Source organism: Brevibacillus soli, from assembly GCF_044759095.2.
Lineage (GTDB): Bacteria > Bacillota > Bacilli > Brevibacillales > Brevibacillaceae > JBIYSM02.
The window spans coordinates 1-21,445 of record NZ_JBIYSM020000004.1 but is presented as its reverse complement, the minus strand read 5'-3'; the positions used below and the strand labels follow the sequence as shown (position 1 = coordinate 21,445).

Genomic DNA, 21,445 nt, shown 5'->3' with positions numbered 1-21,445 from the left:
CTTACGCCACCCCCAATACGTTCAGCGCTTCCGCTTCGTTCTCACGAAACTTGATGACCTTGAACAGGCCGGACATTTCAAAAATCCGGTAGATCGTCGGGTTAATGGAGCAGACGACCATTTCTCCTGAACGGGAGGCCACTTGCTTGTAGCGGCCCAGAATCACGCCGATGCCCGAACTGTCCATGAACGCAAGGTCAGTCAGACTCAGTACGATATGACGAATCTGTGGATTGCGTAAAACCTCATCTACCTTGGTACGCAGTTCTTCCGCTGTGTGATGATCCAACTCTCCCTGCAGGCGCACAACCAGTACATCCTGCTTGGTTTCCATGGTGATGCGAAGACTCATAGCTGACACACTCCTTCATCCCGATATCCTTTCTCTTTTTCTTCCCTGTATGTACCAATTCCTGCCAGCCGACAAAAGAACAAAAAAATCGAGCAGCCACACAAATATTCGAGGCAACTCGATTCTTTTCGCGATCTTGGGGTCGGTTAGTAACAAATCAACACGTTTTTGGTGGTTCGCTTGAGAATCTCCCACATGCCTGCTTTTTCAATCGTTTGATCCGGGTACAAGTCAATTCGGTTCACTTCTTTTCCTTCCTTGGTCCGAATGAAGATGTGCCCGACAACATCATTTTTGCCAAGAGGAGCGTTGGCGGTGCGATTGAGGACCACTTCACGGTTGTACAGTTCCGCCGATTCCCCTTTTTTCATCAGTAAACTGACTGCGTGGGGGGTAACGACGTTTACCTGAGGCAGTTTGCCCTTATCCACTGTCAGTTGCTGAACCACTTCGCCTTTTTTGTAGAGAGGCAAGACTTGATAATGGTTGAACGCGTAGTTGAACAGGGTGGATACCTCGTTGTTCCGCGTCTTCGTATCGGGTTCGCCCATTACCACGGCAATCACCCGCATGTTGTTCCGCTTGGCTGTTGCAGTCAAACAGTATTTGGCTTCAGAAGTGTATCCGGTTTTTAATCCGTCCACGCCTTCGTAAAACCGGACAAGTTTGTTGGTATTGACGAGCCAGAATGGATTGGAGGTATCTTTCCTCAGATAGTCTTGATAACTGCCGGTATACTTGGTGACAATATCGTGCTTCAGCAATTCACGAGACATGATGGCAATATCCAGGGCCGACGAATAATGATTGGGAGCAGGCAAGCCGTTCGAATTGACGAAGTGCGTATGTTTCATGCCGAGCTGCTTGGCTCGTTCGTTCATCCGCGCTACAAATGCTTCCTCCGTGCCTCCCAGATGCTCCGCCATGGCGACCGACGCATCATTACCGGAGGCAATAGCGATGCCCTTGACCATATCTTCCACCGTCATCTCTTCGCCCGGCTGCAAAAAGATCTGGGTACCGCCCATGGATGCAGCCCGCTCGCTCGTGCGTACTTTATCGGTTAGCTTTAGCTCGCCGCGTTCAATCGCTTCCATGATGAGAAGCAGTGTCATGACTTTGGTAATACTGGCGGGCGGAAGTTTTTCGTTCGCATTTTTTTCGTACAGGACGGAACCAGTGTCCGCCTCAACCAGAATCGACGATTTCGCGTGCGGCGCGATGTCTGCCTGGTTTTGGTTCTCGGACGCTGCCATCACCGACGAGGAAAAGAAGGCAAAGCAAGTGATCACGCTCAGGCAAAAACAAAAGGTCCTATTCAAACGCATTCTCTTCCCTCCATTTCATGGTTTTATTCTCACCAACCGGAAAGGAAAATATTCACAATAAAACTCCCTCCTGCAAAAAACAGAAGGGAGTTTTTCTTTCTAGATGACAAAGCGTCCCACGTTCTCCGTCAAGTCGTCGGCCAGCTTTTTCAAATTCTCTACATTCTCACTGATGCGCGCGATGGAATGAAGCTGTTCGTCGATGGTTTGCACTACGCCGCCGATGGAGGCGTTGATCTCGTCCGATGTTGCGGAAAGACGCTGCATCGAAGACGTCACGACTTGATTGCCGGCTGCCATTTCCTCCGATGTGGCAGTCATGGACTCGCTCTGCTCCGCTGCTGACTGGATGTCCGCCACAATGTGTTCGAAGGCAACGCCTACGGATTCGACCGATTTCAAACCGATCCCCACCATGGAAACGATTTCGTCCATATGCTTGCTCATCTCCATGGCTTCGTCATTGATGGAGTGAGCGATGCCGGCGATTTTTTCCGAAAAGATGCTGCTCTCCTCCGCCAGTTTGCGAACTTCACTGGCTACGACCGAGAAGCCGCGACCAGCTTCACCCGCCCGCGCCGCCTCGATCGCAGCGTTTAGCGCAAGGAGGTTCGTCTGGGATGCAATGCTTCTGATCATTTCCACAATGCTTGTAATTTCTCTCGCCCGATCACGCAGGCTGTGCATTTGCAATGCGGTTTGTTCGACTTCGCCGGTAGCCTGTCGTACCGTCTGGATCCCCTCTTTTACAAGACCCATGCCATCCTGTGCGCGTTCGAACGTACGGGAAGTCGCCATCGACGTAGACTCGGCGGCGATCGCTACCTGCTCCACACCTTGGGAGATTTCTGATACCGTCGATGCCGCTGACAAAACCTCCCGTGTCTGCAGGGAAACTTTTTCGGAAATGGCGGAGATGTTCTCCGTAATCAGGTGGATGGCACCCTTGTTTTCCTGGGCAAACAGGGTTAGCTCGTCCGCCGCCTGATTCAACTGGGTCGCTTGTCCCTGAACCAAGCTGATCAGGCTGCGCAACGCAGCAGCCATCTCGTTCATCTTCCGGGCCACCAGACTCAATTCATCGTTACCCTGAACCTTCACTTCTACATTGAAGTTGCCGCCGCCAATTCGCTCCATGTCCTGCGCAATCGAAAACAGCGAATTCCGGATCCGCTTCGCAAACCACCAGATCAGCGCCACGGCAATCCCGATAATCGGCAGACTGAAAAGAGCAAAGTACCAGCCCATGCTGTTTACTTCTCCGTACACTTCCGCAATCGAAGTGGAAAGCACGACATTCCATTTCAAGGATGGAATCGGGGCGAATGCTGCAAATGAATCGGTTCCGTTTTCTTCGTAAAGCAAGCTGTTGCTTTGCTGCTCCGTCATGAGCTTGAGCATCTCTTTGTATTCGCCCTTTTCCGCCAGTTTCAGCTTGTTGTTGTTGGCTGGGTCCTTATGGGCCACGACCAAGCCGTCCGGTTTCACAACAAACGCATAACCATGCTGCATAAACGGAATGGACTCCACTTTTTTCGTTAATTGATCAATGGAAAAACCGACAACCATCAGACGAGAGGTGTCTTCGTTTTTATCCCCAACAGGTGTGGCTATGTACAAAAAGCTTTTTTCTGCATTCGCAACAATCTCCTCGTCGGAGATGACGGCGCTTTTTTTGTTTATCGCATTTTGGAAATACTGTTTTTGCTTGAAGTCTATTTCGTTTCGGCCAGTCAATGAATAAAGAGACTTTCCTGACGAGCTGTCGATCAGGTAGATTTTTGAGATTTCCTTGTGTCCCTGACGAAGCAAGCGGAACTGTTCCATGATCAGGGGTTCCAGCTCTGTCGTCATCACACGTTTGGAAGCCGTCTCCGTCGACGATTTCATAATGCCTTGGATCCATTCCTCCAGGCTGGCACTATGCTGCTCGGCAAGCATTTTCGCCTGTTTGGACGTAATGTCGATCAGTGTTTCTTTGGAAAAGGATACCGCAATAAATTGGAGGGACAAGATAATAACGAGAACAAGTGCAATACCAAATCCAATCATCTTTTTCGCGATGGAGCCGCTGAATAATCCGGAAACGGTACGAAAAGATCCGGCAGCGGACTCCGCGCCCAAACGAATCTTGTTTGGTTTATACTTTGACCAGTTGAGTAAAAAACGAACACCCTTTCGCACGATAACTGCCCCCTTCTGTATGTATACACTCCACAAATTACCAGGAAGAGATCATAGAAAAAATGCCTCAAACGAAAGGTATTTGGGTTTCTCTACCCGATTTTCGAAGAGGCAAAACATTCCTATAAAAAAATTTAAAATAACCCACCCGGCAGTAGCTAGCTCTGCGCCGGGCGGGGCCCCGAATGCTTTCCTAGCGGCTGTATTAGATGGCCATTTTTATAAATTCCTATGTACTAAGAAAGGACCCCCAATCCCTGATCGTTCGGGAGTCCTGTCGTTGATTCTCTTAGTTGTACAAGTGGCAAGCCGCAAAGTGACCCGGTTCGATTTCCTTCCAAACCGGTTCAGCCGCTGCGCACTCCGGCATTGCTTTCGGGCAGCGCGTACGGAAATGGCATCCGCTTGGCGGGTTCATCGGGCTTGGTACGTCCCCCTGCAGAACGATGCGTTCCCGCTTGCGCTCGATTTCCGGATCCGGAATCGGAATGGCGGACAGGAGTGCCTGGGTGTACGGATGGAGCGGCTTCTCGTACAGTTTCTCGCTGTCTGCCAACTCCACCATTTTGCCCAAATACATGACGGCCACGCGGTCAGAGATGTATTTTACCATGGACAGGTCGTGGGCGATGAACATGTAAGTCAGACCCATCTTCTCCTGCAGCTGCTCCAAAAGGTTGACGACCTGCGCTTGAACGGATACGTCCAGAGCGGAAATCGGCTCGTCGCAGACGATGAACTTCGGCTCTACCGCCAGCGCGCGGGCAATCCCGATTCGCTGACGCTGACCGCCTGAGAACTCGTGAGGGAAGCGGTTCATGTGTTCCGGGTTCAAGCTTACCAGTGAGAGCAGCTCCTGGATGCGCTCCTTGCGCTTCTGACCTGATGCCAGACCGTGAATATCCAAAGCCTCGCCGATGATGTCACCCACAGTCATACGCGGGTTGAGAGATGCGTACGGGTCTTGGAAAATCATCTGCATCTTGCGGCGCATTGCCTTCATTTCCTGATTGTTCAGCTTGGTAATGCTTTGACCTTCAAACAGGATATCCCCTGCCGTTGGTTCGTACAGACGGAGGATCGTGCGGCCCGCTGTGGATTTTCCACATCCGGACTCCCCTACTACACCAAGAGTTTCCCCGCGCTTGATCTCAAAGGAAATGTCATTTACCGCTTTCAGTGTATGATCGCCAACGTTGAAGAACTTCTTCAGGTTGCGAACTTCAATTAAGGTGTCACGTTTATCCACTGTGTTCACTCCTCCTTACGATCCTGCGCGGTTTTGCGCCAATGGGTGCTGCAGCCAGCACGCTGCGCGTTGAGTTCGACTGATGTCTTGCAGTTCAGGATCGTACTCCTGGCAGACACGCATCGCCGATTCGCAGCGTGCGGTGAATGCGCAGCCGACTGGCGGGCGAAGCAGGTCAGGCGGTGTCCCGAAGATCGGGGTCAATGGCTCGTCTTTGTTCAAGTCCAGACGCGGAACGGAGCGCAGGAGACCTTTGGTGTAGGGATGCTGCGGGTTGTAGAAGATGTCATCCACCGTTCCCGTTTCAATTACTTTGCCGGCGTACATCACAATGACGCGGTCGCACATCTCAGCTACAACTCCGAGATCGTGAGTAATCAGGATGATGGAAGTGCCCATTTTCTTTTGCAGATCTTTCATCAGGTCCAGAATTTGCGCCTGAATGGTCACGTCGAGCGCCGTGGTCGGCTCGTCGGCGATCAGAAGCTTTGGAGAACAAGCCAACGCGATCGCGATCATGGCGCGTTGACGCATACCGCCGGAGAATTCGTGCGGATATTGGGTCACGCGCTTTTCCGGTTGCGGAATGCCTACGATGTTCAAGAGTTCAATCGCGCGCTCGCGGGCAGCCGCTTTACTCATGTTTTGGTGCTTGATCAGACCTTCCATGATCTGATTGCCGATCGTCATGGTCGGGTTCAGGGAGGTCATCGGGTCTTGGAAGATCATACCGATATCTTTCCCGCGAATGGATTCCATTTCTTTATTGGACTTCGTGACGATGTTCTCGCCGTTGAAGAGGATTTCCCCTTTTTTAATCTGACCAGGAGGCATCGGAATCAGTTTCATCAGGGACTGAGCGGTAACAGACTTGCCGCAGCCGGACTCTCCTACGATTGCAACTGCTTCCCCGCGGTTAACGTGGAAGTTGACACCGCGAACCGCCTTTACTTCCCCCGCATAGGTGTGGAAGGAGACATGTAAATCTTTGACTTCAAGAATGCGTTCCATTATGATGATCCCTCCTATTTCCGCAAGCGTGGGTCTACGGCGTCACGCAGACCGTCACCGAACAAGTTAAAGGCCAACATGGTGATGGAGATGAAGATAGCCGGGAACATCAGACGCCATGGGAAGTATTTCATTGCCGGCAAACCTTCGGCCGACATGGTGCCCCAGGACGCGATCGGTGCTGCTACCCCCAATCCGATGAAGGACAGGAAGGACTCGGTAAAGATCGCTGTCGGTACGGTCAAGCTCAGGGTAACGATGATTGGACCCAATGCGTTTGGAACCAGGTGTTTGAAGATAAGACGGCTGTTATCCGCACCAAGGGAGCGAGCCGCAAGCACGAACTCCTGCGCTTTCAGCTGCATGATTTGACCGCGGACAATCCGCGCCATCCCAATCCACCCCGTTATGGTCAAGGCGACGATAATCGTGCCGACCCCGGGCTCCATGACAACCATCAACAAGATGACCACAAGCAGGTACGGAATCGCGAAGAGAATATCCGCAATTCGCATCATGATTTCGTCAATTTTACCGCCGTAGAAGCCGGCGATTCCGCCCCAGATTACACCGACGATCAAGTCGATGAAGGCTGCGGCAAAGCCTACTTCCAACGAGATGCGAGCACCGTACCAGATGCGCACAAAAACGTCGCGGCCAAGGTCGTCTGTTCCAAACCAGTGTTCGGCAGACGGCTTTTTGTTTTTACCCGACAGGTCTGTCGTGAAATAGTCATTGGAGCTAATCATCGGTATAAAGATCGCACATGCGACCAGTACCAGGATGAAAATCATGGAAGCCATGGCGACTTTATTGTTTTTCAGACGGCGCCATACGTCCGCCCAGAAGGAAAGGCTGGGGCGCTTGATTTCTTCCGCCTGGCGCAGGTCCATCGATATCGGTTCAAAATGTTCTTTTGTCAGTTGCATCTTTTCATTACTCCTTTCCTGTGTCTGCCAACTTAATCCGCGGGTCAATGAGTGTGTAGGCTACGTCCACGAGCAGGATCATTACGACCAAGAAAATGGAGTAGAAGACCGTTGTACCCATGATCACGGTATAGTCACGGTTCGTGATGGAAAGTACAAATTCACGGCCCAGACCAGGAATACCGAAAATGCGCTCAATGACGAATGCACCAGTCAAGATGTTCGCAATAAGCGGACCCAGATACGTGATAACCGGGAGCAGCGCATTGCGGATCGCGTGCTTCACGGTCGTTGTGAACGTGCTGAGACCTTTTGCCTTCGCCGTTTTAATGTAATCCTGACTGAGAACCTCCAGCATGTTGGAACGGGTCAGACGGGCGATAAACGCAAGCGGCAGTGCAGCCAGGGCAAAGGACGGCAATACTGTATATTCAAAGGACTCCCACTTCGCAATCGGGAAGAGTCCCCACTTGATTGCAAAGAAATATTGGTAGAATGATGCCAAAATAAATCCAGGTACGGACAATCCGAGAACGGCAATCACCATGGCGGAATAGTCCTGCCATTTGTTATGCTTCAGAGCAGCCACTACTCCAAGTGTAATACCGCCGAACAAGGCGATGGCCAATGCCTGCAAACCGAGGTGTGCGGATACCGGGAAGCCGCGGTTGATCATGTCGTTAACCGTGGAGGATTTCTCCGTAAAGGAAGGTCCCAGATCCCACGTGATAACCCCTTTCAGATAATCAATGTACTGCTGGTGAACCGGCTTGTCCAAGCCGTATTTCGCTTCCAGCGCAGCCTTAATTTCGTCAGGAACATTTTTTTCCGAAGTGAACGGGCCACCCGGAACAGCTTTCATGATGAAGAATGTTGCCGTTACGATCAAAAAGAGCGAGATGGTCATAAACAAGATGCGCTTACCAAGATAACGGATCAATTTTCTTACCTCCTTGTTCAAAATTGGTTGCTTTCACGTCCCACCTTTACACTGCGATCATGAGGAACCACAGTACAAAAATCGGCAGTGTAATTAAATAACCCAGACAGCTTGTATCTCTTGCGGCATTTTCTCTCTCTTTTTCTTTTGTGTGCGGCTTCTGGCCGCACTTTTTGTCTATTGGATATCCTGCAAAAGTTAAGGTATATGGACGTCCATATACCTTAACGTTGCAGAGCCATTCCCAAATTTCAGTCTATTCCATTCAAGAATTGGTTCATCAAATCTTACTCAATATACGCCCATTTATAGTCTACGAAGCCCAGACCATCCAGGATCACGCCTTTGACGTTATCCTTCTTCACGTAGGATTGCGTATAGAAGTAAATCGGTGCGATCGGCATTTCGTCCATGAGGATTGCTTCAGCTTGAGCCAGGATCTCCTTGCGCTTCGCAGGATCGGATTCAAGCGCGGACTTGTTCAACAGTTCCTTGTATTGAGCGTTTTCCCAACGGGTATCGTTGTTTCCGCCGTCTTTGTCCTTGTAGAGCTCCAGGAAGTTGATCGGATCGTTGAAGTCACCCAGCCAGCCCATACGGCCGATTTGGAACTTTCCTTGATGCATATCTTCGAGGTAGACTTTCCACTCTTTGTTCTCCAGTTTCACGTCTACGCCGAGAGATTTCTTCCATTGGTCCTGGATCGCTTCTGCGATCTTCTTGTGACCTTCGGAAGTATTGTAGGAAAGCGTGATCGGCGGCAGTTTGGAAATGCCCAGTTCCTTCATTCCTTCTGCCAGCAGCTTCTTCGCGGTTTCCACGTCGTTGTCCTTGAAGTAGCCGTCTGGTTTCAGAGCCATGGAAGGAGGTACAGCACCCATCGCCGGCTGTTGGTTGGTTTGGGTGATGTTGTCAATAATGGACTGACGGTTGATCGCGTATGCAAATGCCTTGCGGATCTTCACGTTGTTGAACGGCGCTTGTTCCACGTTGAATTTGTACCAGTACGTACCCGCGATCGGTTGAGTGATCAATTTACCGGCATCTTTTAGAGTAGCTCTCGCGTCAGTTGGAATATCGCTGAGAGGAGCACCGGCCCAGTCGAGTTCACCATTTTCAAACATGGAAAGCTCTGTGTTCTCGTCTTCTACCATGGAGAATTCGATGCGGTCCAGTTTCACCGCGTCCTTATCCCAGTAGTTGTCGTTTTTCACAAGAACCAGCTTGCTCTTGTGCTCCCAGGACTCCATTTTGAACGGACCGTTACCCACGTGGGTTTTCGCTTCCGAAGCCCATTTCGGATCAGCCTCTACTACCTTTTTGTTCACTGGGTAATAGGTGTAGAACGCTGTCAGCTCCAGGAAGTAAGGAGTCGGGTTCTCAAGAGTAACTTGGAGTGTTTTATCGTCGAGTGCCTTGACACCAACGTCATCAAGTTTGGCTTCGCCTTTGTTCGCTTTTTCTGCGTTTTTAATATAGTAGAGCTGGTAAGCGTAGTTCGATGCGGTCTTCGGATCGAGGACACGCTTCCAGGCAAATTCGAAGTCGTGAGCCGTTACCGGATCACCGTTGCTCCATTTCGCATCGCGAATCTTGAAGGTATAGGTGAGCAGGTCAGAAGAAACTTCGACTTTTTCGGCAGCAGATTCATGCGGTTTGCCGTCCTCACCGGTACGAGTCAGACCGTCAAACGTAGCACGAACGATTGCGCCGGAAGTGGAGTCTTCAGCCAGACCGGGGTCAGCCGTCGGCGGCTCGGAGTGCAGGTTCAGTTTCAGAACCGCAGGCTCTTTCTTTGCAGGCTCAGCTGCAGGCGTTTGGGTTTGTGAAGTGTTGTTTTGTGCCGGCGCCGCTTGTTGTCCGCCGCCGCAACCTGCAAGGGCTGCTCCAAGTACTGCTACAGAACTCACTAATGCAAATACGCTCTTTTTCAACGCAATAACCCCCAATACATTTTCTTTTGTCTTTTGTCTTTTTTCTGAAAAAAACGAACAAGCGCGAAGCAACATGACTTAGTTAGAAGGCATCAACCCCTTTCAAGGTACGGCAACCTCGTCATCGCGAACGAAGGAGAAGGAATCTTTGTATTGCTTCAATTCCAGCGACACATCGGCTGCCAGGATTCCTTCAATCTGTGAGAGGCGTTCGTTGACGAAGGTGATTAATTCATCGTTGTTATGAAAGCACGCCTGAATGATCAAGTCGTGTCTTCCGCTGAATGCACCCACAAACCTCACTTCCGGAAACTTGCTCAGTTCTTCGGCGACATTGTTTTGCAAACCCAGTTTGGTCGTCAATCCAATGATTGCCTGCACATGCAAGCCCAGCTTGTCGGGATCGGGGTGAATGACGAATTGGAACACACCATCTTGCAACAGACGGGTGATACGGGATCGGATGGTGCCTTCGCTTAACCCAAGTTGATGAGCAATTTCGGTGTATGGGGTTCTGCCGTCTTCCTGAAGAATTTGCAGGATCTGCTTATCAACATGGTCGATTTTCCTCAAGCCTACCACTCCATTATTTTATCGACAGGAAAATAGTACAGGTAAACTTCGATTTTTAACAATGATTGTACAGTTTTTTACGAAATTCGCAAAAAACCTTAACATTCTGCCTGTCACATTAAAAATATACGGAAATGATAGCGGTGTCAACGAAATTTGACAAGTAGAATTATAAAAAATTATAAAGTCAATCCAAACAATCAATATTTTTTTATAAATATTATTACTACCACGTTTCAATTTCATTAAAACATTTTGGATAGAAAAAGCAATTAAAAATGACACTCCCAACGTTTTCCGTGTCCGTCAGCTGCTACGCTCGGATTTATGAAAAACCGGTCGACTTGAGAGTCAACCGGTTCTTCGTCATCCGTATTACCCGATGATGTTGTAGATCAGCGGACAAAGAGCCACAGCCGTTTCGGAATAGGAGAACGCCTCCTTCAGTTCTCGCTTCGCCTGTTCCAGCAGGCGCTCGTCGTTGGCGTAAATCGTCGCCAACGGCTCCCCTTCCCTGACTGGTTCGCCCGACTTTTTGTGCAGGATGATCCCCACTGCCAGATCGATCGGCATTTCTTTCGTTAAACGCCCGGCTCCCAGCACGACGGAAGCGTGGCCAACCATCTCCGCATCGATACCACAGAGGTAGCCTGACTGTTGGGCGGTAAGTTCCCAGGCCAGCTTCGCCTTTGGCAGGCGACTTGGTTCGTACACGTCCCGTTCGTCCCCGCCCTGGGCTTTTACCATCTGGGCCAGCTTTTCGACCGCTTTCCCCGACCGCATGATCTCTTCCAGTTTGGTACGTCCCTCGGAGACCTCAGAGACAAGCCCGCCCAATACGAGCATGTGCGCTCCGATCGTCAACGCCAGCTCGGTCAAATCCTCCGGTCCGTTGCCGGATAGGGTCTCGATCGCTTCCTTCACTTCCAGCGCATTTCCGATCGCCCTTCCAAGCGGCTGGTTCATGTCGCTGATGACAGCCACCGTTTTCCGCCCAACCTGTCCCCCGATCTCCACCATGGTCCGGGCGAGCGCTTCCGCCTGCTCCTGCGTCTTCATGAACGCGCCTTTGCCCACTTTCACATCAAGCAAAATCGCGTCTGCTCCCGCAGCAATCTTCTTCGACATGATCGAGCTGGCAATCAACGGCACGGCTTCTACCGTGGCCGTCACGTCACGAAGCGCATACAGCTTTTTGTCCGCCGGCGTCAAATTACCGGACTGTCCGATAACAGACACGCCGATGTCGCGTACCTGCTGCAAAAACTGCTCGCGGGTTCGCTCCGCCTGGAATCCGGCAAAGGACTCCAGCTTGTCGATGGTACCGCCGGAGTGACCCAAGCCGCGTCCGGACATTTTGGCCACAGGAATGCCGGAAGCCGCCACCAATGGGGCAACCACGAGCGTTGTTTTGTCCCCCACTCCCCCTGTACTGTGCTTATCCACCTTGATTCCGGGGATGGAGCTTAAATCAAGCTGCTCTCCCGAACCTGCCATGGCCATGGTCAAGTCAGCCGTCTCCCGGGAAGACATGCCGCGAAACAGGACGGCCATCGCCCACGCGGACATTTGATAGTCCGGAATGCTGCCGTCCGTATAACCTTTGACCAAAAACTGAATTTCTTCTGTGGTCAGTTCATAACCATCCCGCTTTTTCGCAATGATATCCACCATTCGCATGGCGCTGCACCCCCCTCCTACAGCTTGGCGACGATACCGTGAATCAGCGTGAGAAACTGCGTCTTCACTTTTTCTGTCGTCTCCATTACTTCTTCATGAGAGAGCGGCTGTTCCAAAATGCCGGCCGCCATGTTGCTGATGCAGGAGATCCCCAGAACGTTCAGGTTCATGTGGCGGGCGACGATTACTTCCGGTACGGTCGACATGCCGACAGCGTCTCCGCCGAGGATTCGCAGCATGCGGATTTCCGCCGGTGTTTCGTAGCTGGGACCCAACAATCCCACATAGACCCCTTCCTGCAGTTGAATGCCTTGTTCGCTTGCCACCTCTTTGGCCAAAGCGCGCAACCGCTTCGAATACGCCTCCGACATGTCAGGAAAACGCACACCCAGGGTTTCGTCGTTCGGCCCGATCAGCGGGTTGCGGAACGTCATGTTGATGTGGTCGCGGATCAGCATCAGATCGCCCGGACGGTAGCTTTCATTGATGCCGCCGGCTGCGTTGGTTACGAGAATCGTATCTACACCAAGCGCTTTCATGACGCGAATCGGGAAGGTTACGGCATCGAGGCCGTGTCCTTCGTAATAGTGGAACCGGCCTTGCATGGCCACCACCTGTTTTCCTTCCAGCTTCCCGATCACCAGCTGTCCTTTGTGTCCGACGACAGTCGAAACGGTAAATCCGGGAATCTCCTGATACGGAATGATGACCGGCTGTTCGATATCATCCGCCAGTACTCCCAGACCGGAGCCGAGCACCAGCCCCAGTGTCGGTTTTTCCTTCAATTTGGGCTCAATATAAGAGACTGCCTCATGAATATTCATGTTAAGCTCACCCTACCTTTTTATAACTTGGCCAGAAAGCTCTCGCCGATATCCGGCAGCTTGACGTCAAAGTTGTCCGCGATGGTTGCCCCCACATCCGCAAACGTGCCGCGCACCCCCAGGCCGGTTCCCTTATGGAGTCCTTTGTATGTGACCAGGAGCGGAACGTACTCGCGCGTGTGATCTGTCCCGTGGTGTACGGGATCATTGCCGTGGTCTGCCGTTATCATCAACAGGTCGCCGTCTCGAAGCGCGTCAAGCAATTCCGGCAAGCGTGCATCAAACTCCATGAGAGCACGGCCGTATCCTTCAGGATCGCGGCGATGACCGTACTTGGCATCAAAATCCACCAGGTTGACAAAGCTTAGCCCCTTAAACTCTTCCTTCATCGTGCCGAGAAGTTGGTCAACCCCGTCCATGTTGTCTTTGGTGCGAATGGACCGGGTAATCCCCTCATCCGCATAGATGTCGCTGATTTTCCCGATGGCGATGGTCTTTAAACCGGCTTCCTGCAATCGGTTCATGACCGTCGGAGCAAAAGGCTTCACGGAATAGTCGTGCCGGTTCGCCGTCCGAACGAACTCGCCTGGCTTGCCGACAAACGGGCGGGCGATCACGCGGGTTACGGCGAATTCATCGCGCAGCGTCAGCTCACGGGCCACCTCGCAGATCCGATACAGTTCGTTGAGCGGTACGACTTCCTCATGCGCAGCCACCTGGAATACGCTGTCCGCCGATGTATACACGATAACCGAGCCGGTGCGCATGTGTTCTTCACCCAGCTCGTCGAGAATTTCCGTTCCGGAGGCAACCTTGTTCCCCAGCACTTTCCGGCCGATGCGGCGTTCGAACTCCTCGATCAGCTCTGCCGGAAAACCTTCCGGATACGTGCGAAACGGCGTAGAGACATGCAGGCCCATAATTTCCCAGTGTCCGGTGGTCGTATCCTTTCCGATGGAGATTTCCTTCATTTTGCCCCAGTGCGCCTTCGGGTTGACAGCCGGTTCGATGTTGGCGAGCGGTGCGATATTGCCCAGACCGAGTGCCTGCAGGTTGGGCAGAGCGAAACCTTTTACCCGCTCAGCGATATGTCCCAGCGTATGAGCTCCTTCGTCGTTGAACTGTGCCGCATCGGGCAGTTCTCCGATCCCTACACTGTCCAATACAATAAGAAAAATACGGGAGAAACGCGGCAAATGAAACGCCTCCTACTACCAAGTATTTATGTGGTCTGACGTCAGACCTATTTCGAAAAAAGAGAGACTACGCTCTCGGATGTGTCTTCGCATAAATGTCTTTTATGCGTGTGCGAGTCACGTGCGTGTAGATCTGGGTTGTGGAAATATCCGCATGCCCCAGCATCTCCTGAACGGACCGAAGATCGGCCCCGTTTTCCAGCAAATGCGTTGCAAAGGAGTGGCGCAGCGTATGGGGTGTAATCTCGGTTCGGATGTTTGCCTTCTGGGCGTAACGCTTGATGATCTTCCAGAAACCTTGCCGGGTGATCTGTTTTCCCAAGTGATTCAGGAACAGCGCCCTTTCGCCAGCCTCTTTCAAAAGGCGCGGGCGACCGACATGTATGTATTGACGCACGATTTGAATGGCAACGGAGCCAAGCGGAATGATCCGCTCCTTGGAGCCTTTCCCCATGCATTTGACGAAACCCATCTCCAAATTGACGTCCCCGATGTCGAGATTGACCAACTCAGAGACGCGAATGCCTGTTGCATAAAGCAGTTCCAACATCGCTTTGTCACGCAGACCGGCCGGATGCTGGACGGCCGGGCTATCCAGCAGGCGCTCGACCTCTTCGATCGAAAGGACTTTTGGCAGCCGTTTTTCCATTTTGGGTGTCTCCAGATGGATGGAAGGGTCTTTTTCTATATGCTTGTCCCGCACCAGGAATTGATAAAAGGCACGGATGGACGCCATGTTGCGTGAGAGGGTGGCAGTCGCCCGGCCTTTTTTCTGTAAGCTCATCAAGTACCCGATAATCTGCGTTCTCGTGGAGTCCTCAATCTTCGTCACGCCTTGTTCCCGCAGATACGTAGTGTAGGCAACCATGTCTCGCTGGTACGACTCCAGCGTGTTGTGGGAAAGCCCCTTTTCCACAGCGAGAAAATGGATGAATTGATCGATCAGCGTATCCATGAAGTCGTTTCCCCTTCAGGCGAAATGTGTTTTTGTAATCCTTTCCACACCGAAAGGAAAACTCCTCTTTTCCCAGGCAAAAAAGAGGGTTACTCCCCTGTCAGATAAAACAACTGAAGACGGCTGACGTATCCATCCAGGGACTGTGCGGATGGGGTGTTGATCAGCTTTACTACCTTCACTGCGTTGCCGTGCGGTTCACGATAGGGATCTGCGGGCAAAAACTTGTCGGAGAGCAAATTGATGAGCCCGTAGGACAACAGCGTACAGGTAACAAACAGGAGGAAAAACCTCAGCGCCTCCATCACCCGGCGATACGGAACTCCCATGGCTTTCCCCTCCTTGTTTTTACCACCATTATATGCACCTGTCCGCCAATCCATTCAACTACACGGGCATCTCCTGCAGCGCATCCCCCAATGGTACGTACGGAACGTTGAGCGATTTAGCCACTGCCTCGTAGACGACGTGGCCGTTCACAACGTTGACCCCTCTGGCCAGCGCCCGATTTTGGGAGATCGCCGCGCGGTATCCCCTGTTTGCAATTTGCAGGCCGTAGGGTATTGTAACATTGGTCAGGGCGATTGTCGACGTCCGCGGGACTGCTCCCGGCATATTGGCGACGGCATAGTGAACCACGCCGTGCTTTATGTATGTCGGATCGCTGTGCGTCGTAATGCGGTCGATGGTTTCTATGGATCCGCCCTGGTCGATTGCCACGTCCACGATGACGGATCCCGGCATCATCGACTTCACCATGTCCTCGGTCACGAGCCTCGGTGCGCGCGCTCCAGGAATGAGCACGGCTCCAATGAGCAAATCTGCCTCTTTTGCCGCTTGTGCAATATTGAAATGGTTGGACATCAGGGTATGAAGCCGGCCGTGAAACTGGTCATCCAACTCGCGCAAACGGCTGGCGTTGATGTCAATGATGGTAACGTCCGCTCCCAACCCTATCGCCATTTTGGCTGCATTTGTTCCGACGATGCCACCCCCGATGATTACCACCTTGCCCGGAAGCACCCCAGGAACACCGCCCAGTAAAACACCCTTGCCCCCGTGAGGCTTTTCCAGAAACTGCGCGCCGATCTGCACCGACATCCGTCCCGCCACTTCGCTCATCGGCATCAAAAGCGGCAGCGCTCCGTCGTCGGTTTGAATGGTTTCATAGGCAATGGCCACCACTTTTTTTGCGCAAAGATGTTCGGTCAATTCTCGTTCCGGCGCCAGATGCAGGTAGGTAAACAAAATCAGGTTTTCACGGAAATACGGGTACTCATCGGGAAGGGGTTCCTTTACCTTGCAAATCATCTCCGCCTGTCCCCATACCTCTTTTGCAGAGGGGAGAATTTCCGCACCGGCCGCCGTATAATCCTCGTCAGAAAAACCGCTTCCTGCACCCGCCTGCGTCTCCACCAGTACCCGGTGACCCGCTTGCTTGTATGCGCTGACTCCCGCCGGGGTAAGCCCTACCCGGTTTTCGTTGTTTTTGATTTCCTTCGGTACGCCGATCATCATGTTGGGTATGCTCCTCCTGTCTCATCAATTCTTCCTTATGATGCCACAGGTCGACGCAAGGCCATACACGTCGTGGACTGGGAAAACAAAAAACTTCTCCGGCAACAGAGAAGTTTTGTTTACTTGAAATCGTCGATATTCACTTTATCAATGCAACGTTGGCAGATGCCGTAAAACGTCAGACGGTGATCGGTAATGGAAAAGTTGTAAACATTCTTGACCTTCTCTTCTGCTGAAACGAGCAAATCCTCGAAAATCTCATCCACCGTTCCGCAGTTCAGGCAGATCAAATGATGGTGATGGTATTCGGAGTTGTCATCGCGCAAATCGTAGCGGGCAACCCCGTCGCCGAAATTCATTTTATGAATGATCTTCAATTCACTCAAAAGCTCCAACGTCCGATAGACGGTAGCAAGTCCAATTTCCGGGGCTTTCTCTTTCACCAGAAGATACACGTCTTCCGCACTCAGGTGATCCTCTTCGTTCTCCAGCAGAACGCGAACAGTGGCTTCACGTTGTGGTGTCAATTTGTAGTTTTGGGAATGTAACTGTTGCTTGATTTTCTCTAACTTTTCTTCCAACATAATTGCCCCTCCCCGCCTGCATGAAACCTGCTCCTATTATAGTAGAGGGTCGCTTGGGAAGTCAAATACATAAGTTATTACTTGATAATTATTCTTAATTAATCACGTACTGCATCAGCTTGGGTGAGACGAACGTTTCAAACATCGCAGCAACAGTGAGGACGGCGAGCATCATCATCACCAGTACCGTGTAGCTCATGAAGTGAGGGATGATCACATCCCGCTTGGTCATCAGCCTGGTTTTGATCAATCGAAGAGAAAAGGCAATGCCGCTCACCCCGACGATCAGCAGGGCGGGAACGACCAGCATGTTCTGCGGCAGCACGCCCATCAGGGAAAACGTGACCCCCTGCCACTGCAGCTGGTTAACCAAAAAGCCGACGGTAAACCCGACGACGACCCCTTTGAGAAACAGGAGAAGCAGAATCATCGGCAGGCCGATGATCGACAGCCCCAAAATCCACATGATGCCCACCGTTTTTACGTAGTGTCCGAAAGCCTGCTGGAAGTGAATACTCGGTTCAGGTATGCCGTACTGGTCCATATTGTTGAAAAAATACTGCAGAAACACAAGCAGCTCCTGCTTTTGAGACAGAGCCAACGAGTTTACGATGACAGCACCAAAGACGATTCCCATCGTAAACAGTACGATGGTAAACAAAAAAAGCGACTGGTGTTCCCTCAGATAGGTATGGAATGTTTGTCCGAAGCGCGTTCGCACGTGAGCTCGCCTCCCGCTTGGCTGATTACGGTACAGCTTATGCGGACAACTACCAGTCTATGACTGCTCGATGCGACCGTATACACCGGCACCCCCTGCGGATATGGACAGGGCTCCGTGACGAGCCAATACGATGGTACGAGCGATCCGCTCCCCCGCCACTTGAGCCAGATCAGCTTCACTGATGCGGTGCAAAATGTTCATCTCCGTACCAAAAGCGCGATACAGTTTTTCTTTCCCTTTTGGCCCGATCCCCGGAATGAATTCCAGCGGGATTTGCTCAACGTACGGCGGTCGGTGCTTGGGATGTGTACCGGCAGGCGTGTCGGACAGCTGTTCGATGCGCTCCGACACGCCGCGAACCACCCGCTTATACCCGCAGTGCGGACAACGCCCGTTTACGTCGGCAGGCTTGTGGGACTGGCAGTTTTGGCAAGCGGTCTGATGGTATTTGCCCAATCTCGGATGCAGACCATAGTTTACGGTTATCCCTCGCCCGTCTTGTCTCTTCAGTGCCAATAGCCACTCTCTGAAGGATCGCTGCCGCATGGCAATTTTCTGGTACTCCCGCCCGATTTTTCCCAGGGAATGAGCGTCGGAATTGGTTAAAAAGGTCTTGTCGTGCAATTCCATCAACCGGTCCGCCATCTCCGTATTGGCGCTCAATCCCAACTCGACCGCGTCAATCAGCGACGGGTCTGCCACTTCTGCCAGCGAATCGGCGCAGGATCCGTACAGCCCTTTGTGGGGCGTAAAGATATGGGCGGGAACGACCGTACCGCCCAAGGATGCGACTACTTTTTGCAGCTCCCTGGTCGTGCTGGCAATCCGCTGTGAGCTGAGGTGAACATTTTTGCAGCGAGCTGCAAGCCACTCCGTGAAGGACCGCATTTCAGCCAAGTGAGGGAAATAGCAAAGAAAATGGGCCTCTCCTCGTGCTTCTTCCTTGATTTCCACTTCACATCCCAGAATCAGCATGGTCTGTTTGTAAAAAATACCCCCGTCCGGATGCGGGACAGCAAGTCCGCAGGCAATCAAATCCTCCAATTCCGCCTGCACCTCTGGCACGTGGGCGTCAATGATTCCGATCATTTCCATCCCTTTTCGCTCAGAGGATTCCTCCAGAATGCTGGTCAGGGTCATTTGGCGAGAGGCGGTGATTTTCACCGGTTTGCCGCTTCTGGTGCCGCCGATGTGAATGTGCATGTCGCAGAAGAAGGCCGGCAGTTTGTCATCCACGTGCTTTCCACATCCGATTCTCCCATGCGAACAACGCCAGTACCGTTTTCGCGTCGCCAATCTCCCCTTGGGCGTGCAATTCGTGCGCTTCCTCCAGGCTCAGTTCCAGCACCTCCACGTTTTCATCCTCGTCGGGACGGGCGGGGCCCGGTTTCAAACCGGTTGCCAGGTACAGGTGAAGCAGTTCGTCCGCAAATCCCGGCGAGGTATAAAACGAGCTGAGATGGACAAAATGGCTGGCCTGATAGCCTGTCTCCTCCTGCAGCTCGCGTTTCGCACACGTCAGAGGTTCCTCCCCCGGTTCCAGCTTGCCGGCCGGAAGCTCTACGATGGTGCGCTCCAGCGGCTTGCGAAATTGCCGCACAGCCACCATTTTGTTGTCGTCTGTAAGAGCCAAAACGGCAACCGCTCCGGGATGGGTCACAATTTCGCGCTTTGCCTTTTTGCCGTCCGGCAGGAGCACCTCGTCCAGTTTTACCTTGATGATTTTCCCCTCGTAAATCGTTTCACTTGAAATGGTTTTTTCAATCAGGTGACGGTCGGTATTCACGGTTATCCTTCCTTTTTGCGCTGTACTTGTTCTAATTGCTTTCCGCCCCCCATATGTTGGGAACAAACAGCTTGTCCATCCTTATTGTATCGGAGGAGATCTGAGATGAAAACCTATATCAGCCCCAAGCAACTGCGAATGGTAGGAAAAGCCTGGGAAATCCGCGCTACACTTCGCAGCTGGTCAAATAAGCAGCTAACGCTGCAAGAATATCTTGCCCGCCGCAGCGGTTCCACTCGCCACTAGACTCTCGGACGAGCCACTCTCTGGACCGGACTGCGAGCCGAGCGGCAGCAACCGCGGTTTGAAAGGGCGACGGATCTTCCAGGAGGCTTCGTCCCATCGTGGAAAGGTGCAGCTGATACCTTTCGTCCAGTTCCCGAACGTACTCGATGTCGGGAGCCAACAGTCGCAGCAGAAGGTGCTGCTGCTCCAGCTGGTCCGTATGGCATTGGTGTTGAAGCAAATCGTCACGCTCATCATGAAAGAAAGGAACGTTGAGCAAGGACGGGCGAAGGGCAAATCGTTTCAGCACGGTTCTGCTGTGATGGCTGATGCCGCGATGGCGGTCACGCGGATCGGCAAAGCTGATGCGCGGTACAAAGACGGGTACGCCGCCCAAGAGGGAAACGGCATGAATCACTTCGGCAAGCTGCATCCCGGAAAAGCCGAGGGGAGTGCCGGTTCCGGCCACACCAGGCCCGAGAAAACAGCAAATAATGTCCGCCTTCGCCACATGTCTGGCTGCAAGCAGGCCGCTGTGAATCGTGACGGTCTCCAAGTCTCCGCCCCACGCATGTCCCGTCGTTACCGAAGCGCACAACAGCCCTCTCTCCTGGAGACGCTGTACCTGACGGCTCAGTGCGATTGGCAGGGACGCGCCGTCCGGCATCACATAGACGATCCGGCTCTGCGGACTTTCCGCCTTGCAGGCTGCCGCCGCAGCGGGCAGCAAACTGTGAAGCTCGCCGATCAATACCGGTGTGTGCTCGAGAGAAAGCGACTCGTCTGCGAAAAGCCCATGAAAAGGGCTCCCCTGCTCTTCCACGGTATCGACCGCCATTTGATAAGGGGAGTAGCGCATTTTGACCAGATGCCCCCACGTGTTCGGAAACAGGTCCGCTTCTTCACGGCTTTTCCCCCCTGCTTTTTCCCATTGGGCGATGACAAAATGAGTTCCGCCTGTCCCCAGACCAAGCCGCACCGCTGTCGTGTTCAGCAGGACTTCATCGCCGGGTTTGAATTCGGCATCGGTATAGGCGATTGCTCTTTCCCGTTTTCCGGACGGGTTCATTTTGACTTCCAGCTCCTGCATACCCGGGTGAGCATAAACCACCCCCGTCACGATTGCCGTTGCGATGCGCAGCATCTTTCACACCTCCCCTCCTTTCAGCGTATGCGCCAGCCCTCCCGCTCATACGACAACAAGAAAACCCAGCCGACTTTAGCTAGTTTCCCCTGAAAAATTCCTGGGGTAAGTCAAAAACAAAAGGAATTCAGCTCTCTAAATGGAAGTAGTGTTGTCGAGGCAATACATCCAAAAAGAGGGACTGAATTCCTTTCTTCTTAAAGAAATTCAACAGTGCTCCTCGAAAATCCTTTTTGAGGTGAGCGATTATGTTAAAACTTCGTAACGAGCAAATCACATTGTGGGATACCCTTCTCCCTGAACCAATCC

20 protein-coding genes and 1 pseudogene are annotated in these 21,445 nt (G+C 52.2%); 1 reads left to right on the top strand and 20 read right to left on the bottom strand.

Features of this window, described 5'->3' with window-relative positions:
* Nucleotide 1: 1 nt before the first annotated feature.
* The 19 genes from spoIIAA to ACE99V_RS02330 form a co-directional block, all read right to left on the bottom strand.
* Entirely contained in the window at nucleotides 2–352 is a 351-nt protein-coding gene (gene spoIIAA / locus ACE99V_RS02420; RefSeq protein WP_400489553.1) for an anti-sigma F factor antagonist, read from the bottom strand.
* 146 nt (nucleotides 353–498) lie between these two features.
* Complete coding sequence (locus ACE99V_RS02415) at nucleotides 499–1,608, bottom strand: D-alanyl-D-alanine carboxypeptidase family protein (RefSeq protein ID WP_400489672.1); 1,110 nt, start codon at nucleotides 1,606–1,608, stop codon at nucleotides 499–501.
* 171 nt (nucleotides 1,609–1,779) lie between these two features.
* Entirely contained in the window at nucleotides 1,780–3,864 is a 2,085-nt protein-coding gene (locus tag ACE99V_RS02410) for a methyl-accepting chemotaxis protein (RefSeq protein WP_400489552.1), read from the bottom strand.
* A gap of 289 nt (nucleotides 3,865–4,153) precedes the next feature.
* Nucleotides 4,154–5,113, bottom strand: coding sequence for an ABC transporter ATP-binding protein (locus ACE99V_RS02405; protein WP_400489551.1), 960 nt, complete (start codon nucleotides 5,111–5,113; stop codon nucleotides 4,154–4,156).
* Nucleotides 5,114–5,128: 15 nt separating this feature from the next.
* Nucleotides 5,129–6,124: an ABC transporter ATP-binding protein gene (locus ACE99V_RS02400; RefSeq protein WP_400489550.1), complete on the bottom strand. Its 996-nt coding sequence runs from the start codon at nucleotides 6,122–6,124 to the stop codon at nucleotides 5,129–5,131.
* A 14-nt stretch (nucleotides 6,125–6,138) separates the two neighbouring features.
* Entirely contained in the window at nucleotides 6,139–7,053 is a 915-nt protein-coding gene (locus tag ACE99V_RS02395; RefSeq protein WP_400489549.1) for an ABC transporter permease, read from the bottom strand.
* 7 nt (nucleotides 7,054–7,060) lie between these two features.
* Nucleotides 7,061–7,993: an ABC transporter permease gene (locus ACE99V_RS02390; RefSeq protein ID WP_400489548.1), complete on the bottom strand. Its 933-nt coding sequence runs from the start codon at nucleotides 7,991–7,993 to the stop codon at nucleotides 7,061–7,063.
* Between the two features lie 287 nt (nucleotides 7,994–8,280).
* Entirely contained in the window at nucleotides 8,281–9,927 is a 1,647-nt protein-coding gene (locus tag ACE99V_RS02385) for a peptide ABC transporter substrate-binding protein (RefSeq protein WP_400489547.1), read from the bottom strand.
* 102 nt (nucleotides 9,928–10,029) lie between these two features.
* Nucleotides 10,030–10,500 carry an Lrp/AsnC family transcriptional regulator gene (locus tag ACE99V_RS02380; protein WP_400489546.1) on the bottom strand — a complete coding sequence of 157 codons (471 nt, stop codon included), beginning with the start codon at nucleotides 10,498–10,500 and terminating at the stop codon, nucleotides 10,030–10,032.
* Between the two features lie 375 nt (nucleotides 10,501–10,875).
* Nucleotides 10,876–12,180 (bottom strand): pyrimidine-nucleoside phosphorylase, encoded by a 1,305-nt coding sequence (locus ACE99V_RS02375; protein WP_400489545.1) that lies wholly within the window; start codon nucleotides 12,178–12,180, stop codon nucleotides 10,876–10,878.
* 17 nt (nucleotides 12,181–12,197) lie between these two features.
* On the bottom strand, nucleotides 12,198–13,004 hold the full coding sequence (locus ACE99V_RS02370) for a purine-nucleoside phosphorylase (protein ID WP_400489544.1): 807 nt from the start codon (nucleotides 13,002–13,004) through the stop codon (nucleotides 12,198–12,200).
* A gap of 20 nt (nucleotides 13,005–13,024) precedes the next feature.
* Entirely contained in the window at nucleotides 13,025–14,200 is a 1,176-nt protein-coding gene (gene deoB / locus ACE99V_RS02365; RefSeq protein ID WP_400489543.1) for a phosphopentomutase, read from the bottom strand.
* A gap of 67 nt (nucleotides 14,201–14,267) precedes the next feature.
* A complete protein-coding gene (gene xerD / locus ACE99V_RS02360; RefSeq protein WP_400489542.1) occupies nucleotides 14,268–15,155 on the bottom strand; it encodes a site-specific tyrosine recombinase XerD in 888 nt (295 codons plus the stop codon).
* Nucleotides 15,156–15,244: 89 nt separating this feature from the next.
* Nucleotides 15,245–15,484, bottom strand: coding sequence for a YqzK family protein (locus ACE99V_RS02355; RefSeq protein ID WP_400489541.1), 240 nt, complete (start codon nucleotides 15,482–15,484; stop codon nucleotides 15,245–15,247).
* Between the two features lie 58 nt (nucleotides 15,485–15,542).
* Nucleotides 15,543–16,673, bottom strand: a complete 1,131-nt coding sequence (ald, locus tag ACE99V_RS02350) for an alanine dehydrogenase (RefSeq protein ID WP_400489540.1) — start codon at nucleotides 16,671–16,673, stop codon at nucleotides 15,543–15,545.
* 119 nt (nucleotides 16,674–16,792) lie between these two features.
* Nucleotides 16,793–17,257: a ferric iron uptake transcriptional regulator gene (fur, locus tag ACE99V_RS02345; RefSeq protein ID WP_400489539.1), complete on the bottom strand. Its 465-nt coding sequence runs from the start codon at nucleotides 17,255–17,257 to the stop codon at nucleotides 16,793–16,795.
* Nucleotides 17,258–17,351: 94 nt separating this feature from the next.
* Nucleotides 17,352–17,978 (bottom strand): stage II sporulation protein M, encoded by a 627-nt coding sequence (spoIIM, locus tag ACE99V_RS02340; RefSeq protein ID WP_400489538.1) that lies wholly within the window; start codon nucleotides 17,976–17,978, stop codon nucleotides 17,352–17,354.
* A gap of 57 nt (nucleotides 17,979–18,035) precedes the next feature.
* The gene (locus tag ACE99V_RS02335) at nucleotides 18,036–19,184 is read right to left on the bottom strand and encodes an endonuclease Q family protein (protein ID WP_400489671.1); all 1,149 of its coding nucleotides are present in this window, start codon (nucleotides 19,182–19,184) and stop codon (nucleotides 18,036–18,038) included.
* Between the two features lie 25 nt (nucleotides 19,185–19,209).
* Nucleotides 19,210–19,767, bottom strand: coding sequence for an NUDIX domain-containing protein (locus ACE99V_RS02330; RefSeq protein WP_400489537.1), 558 nt, complete (start codon nucleotides 19,765–19,767; stop codon nucleotides 19,210–19,212).
* Nucleotides 19,768–19,872: 105 nt separating this feature from the next.
* Between ACE99V_RS02330 and mciZ the strand changes: the two are divergent.
* Nucleotides 19,873–19,929: pseudogene (gene mciZ / locus ACE99V_RS02325) on the top strand (Z-ring formation inhibitor MciZ); the annotation flags it as partial.
* A 4-nt stretch (nucleotides 19,930–19,933) separates the two neighbouring features.
* On the opposite strand, the gene ACE99V_RS02320 reads toward mciZ, so the two are convergent.
* Nucleotides 19,934–21,136 (bottom strand): DUF3866 family protein, encoded by a 1,203-nt coding sequence (locus ACE99V_RS02320; protein ID WP_400489536.1) that lies wholly within the window; start codon nucleotides 21,134–21,136, stop codon nucleotides 19,934–19,936.
* Between the last annotated feature and the right edge of the window lie 309 nt (nucleotides 21,137–21,445).

What these genes read in the sequence shown, in the direction of transcription:
- spoIIAA (WP_400489553.1), bottom strand. Translation starts at nt 352, where the DNA reads ATGAGTCTTCGCATCACCATGGAAACCAAGCAGGATGTACTGGTTGTG.
- ACE99V_RS02415 (WP_400489672.1), bottom strand. Translation starts at nt 1,608, where the DNA reads ATGGCAGCGTCCGAGAACCAAAACCAGGCAGACATCGCGCCGCACGCG.
- ACE99V_RS02400 (WP_400489550.1), bottom strand. Translation starts at nt 6,124, where the DNA reads ATGGAACGCATTCTTGAAGTCAAAGATTTACATGTCTCCTTCCACACC.
- ACE99V_RS02395 (WP_400489549.1), bottom strand. Translation starts at nt 7,053, where the DNA reads ATGCAACTGACAAAAGAACATTTTGAACCGATATCGATGGACCTGCGC.
- ACE99V_RS02375 (WP_400489545.1), bottom strand. Translation starts at nt 12,180, where the DNA reads ATGCGAATGGTGGATATCATTGCGAAAAAGCGGGATGGTTATGAACTG.
- ACE99V_RS02370 (WP_400489544.1), bottom strand. Translation starts at nt 13,004, where the DNA reads ATGAATATTCATGAGGCAGTCTCTTATATTGAGCCCAAATTGAAGGAA.
- xerD (WP_400489542.1), bottom strand. Translation starts at nt 15,155, where the DNA reads ATGGATACGCTGATCGATCAATTCATCCATTTTCTCGCTGTGGAAAAG.
- ACE99V_RS02355 (WP_400489541.1), bottom strand. Translation starts at nt 15,484, where the DNA reads ATGGGAGTTCCGTATCGCCGGGTGATGGAGGCGCTGAGGTTTTTCCTC.
- ald (WP_400489540.1), bottom strand. Translation starts at nt 16,673, where the DNA reads ATGATGATCGGCGTACCGAAGGAAATCAAAAACAACGAAAACCGGGTA.
- fur (WP_400489539.1), bottom strand. Translation starts at nt 17,257, where the DNA reads ATGTTGGAAGAAAAGTTAGAGAAAATCAAGCAACAGTTACATTCCCAA.
- ACE99V_RS02335 (WP_400489671.1), bottom strand. Translation starts at nt 19,184, where the DNA reads ATGCACATTCACATCGGCGGCACCAGAAGCGGCAAACCGGTGAAAATC.
- ACE99V_RS02320 (WP_400489536.1), bottom strand. Translation starts at nt 21,136, where the DNA reads ATGCTGCGCATCGCAACGGCAATCGTGACGGGGGTGGTTTATGCTCAC.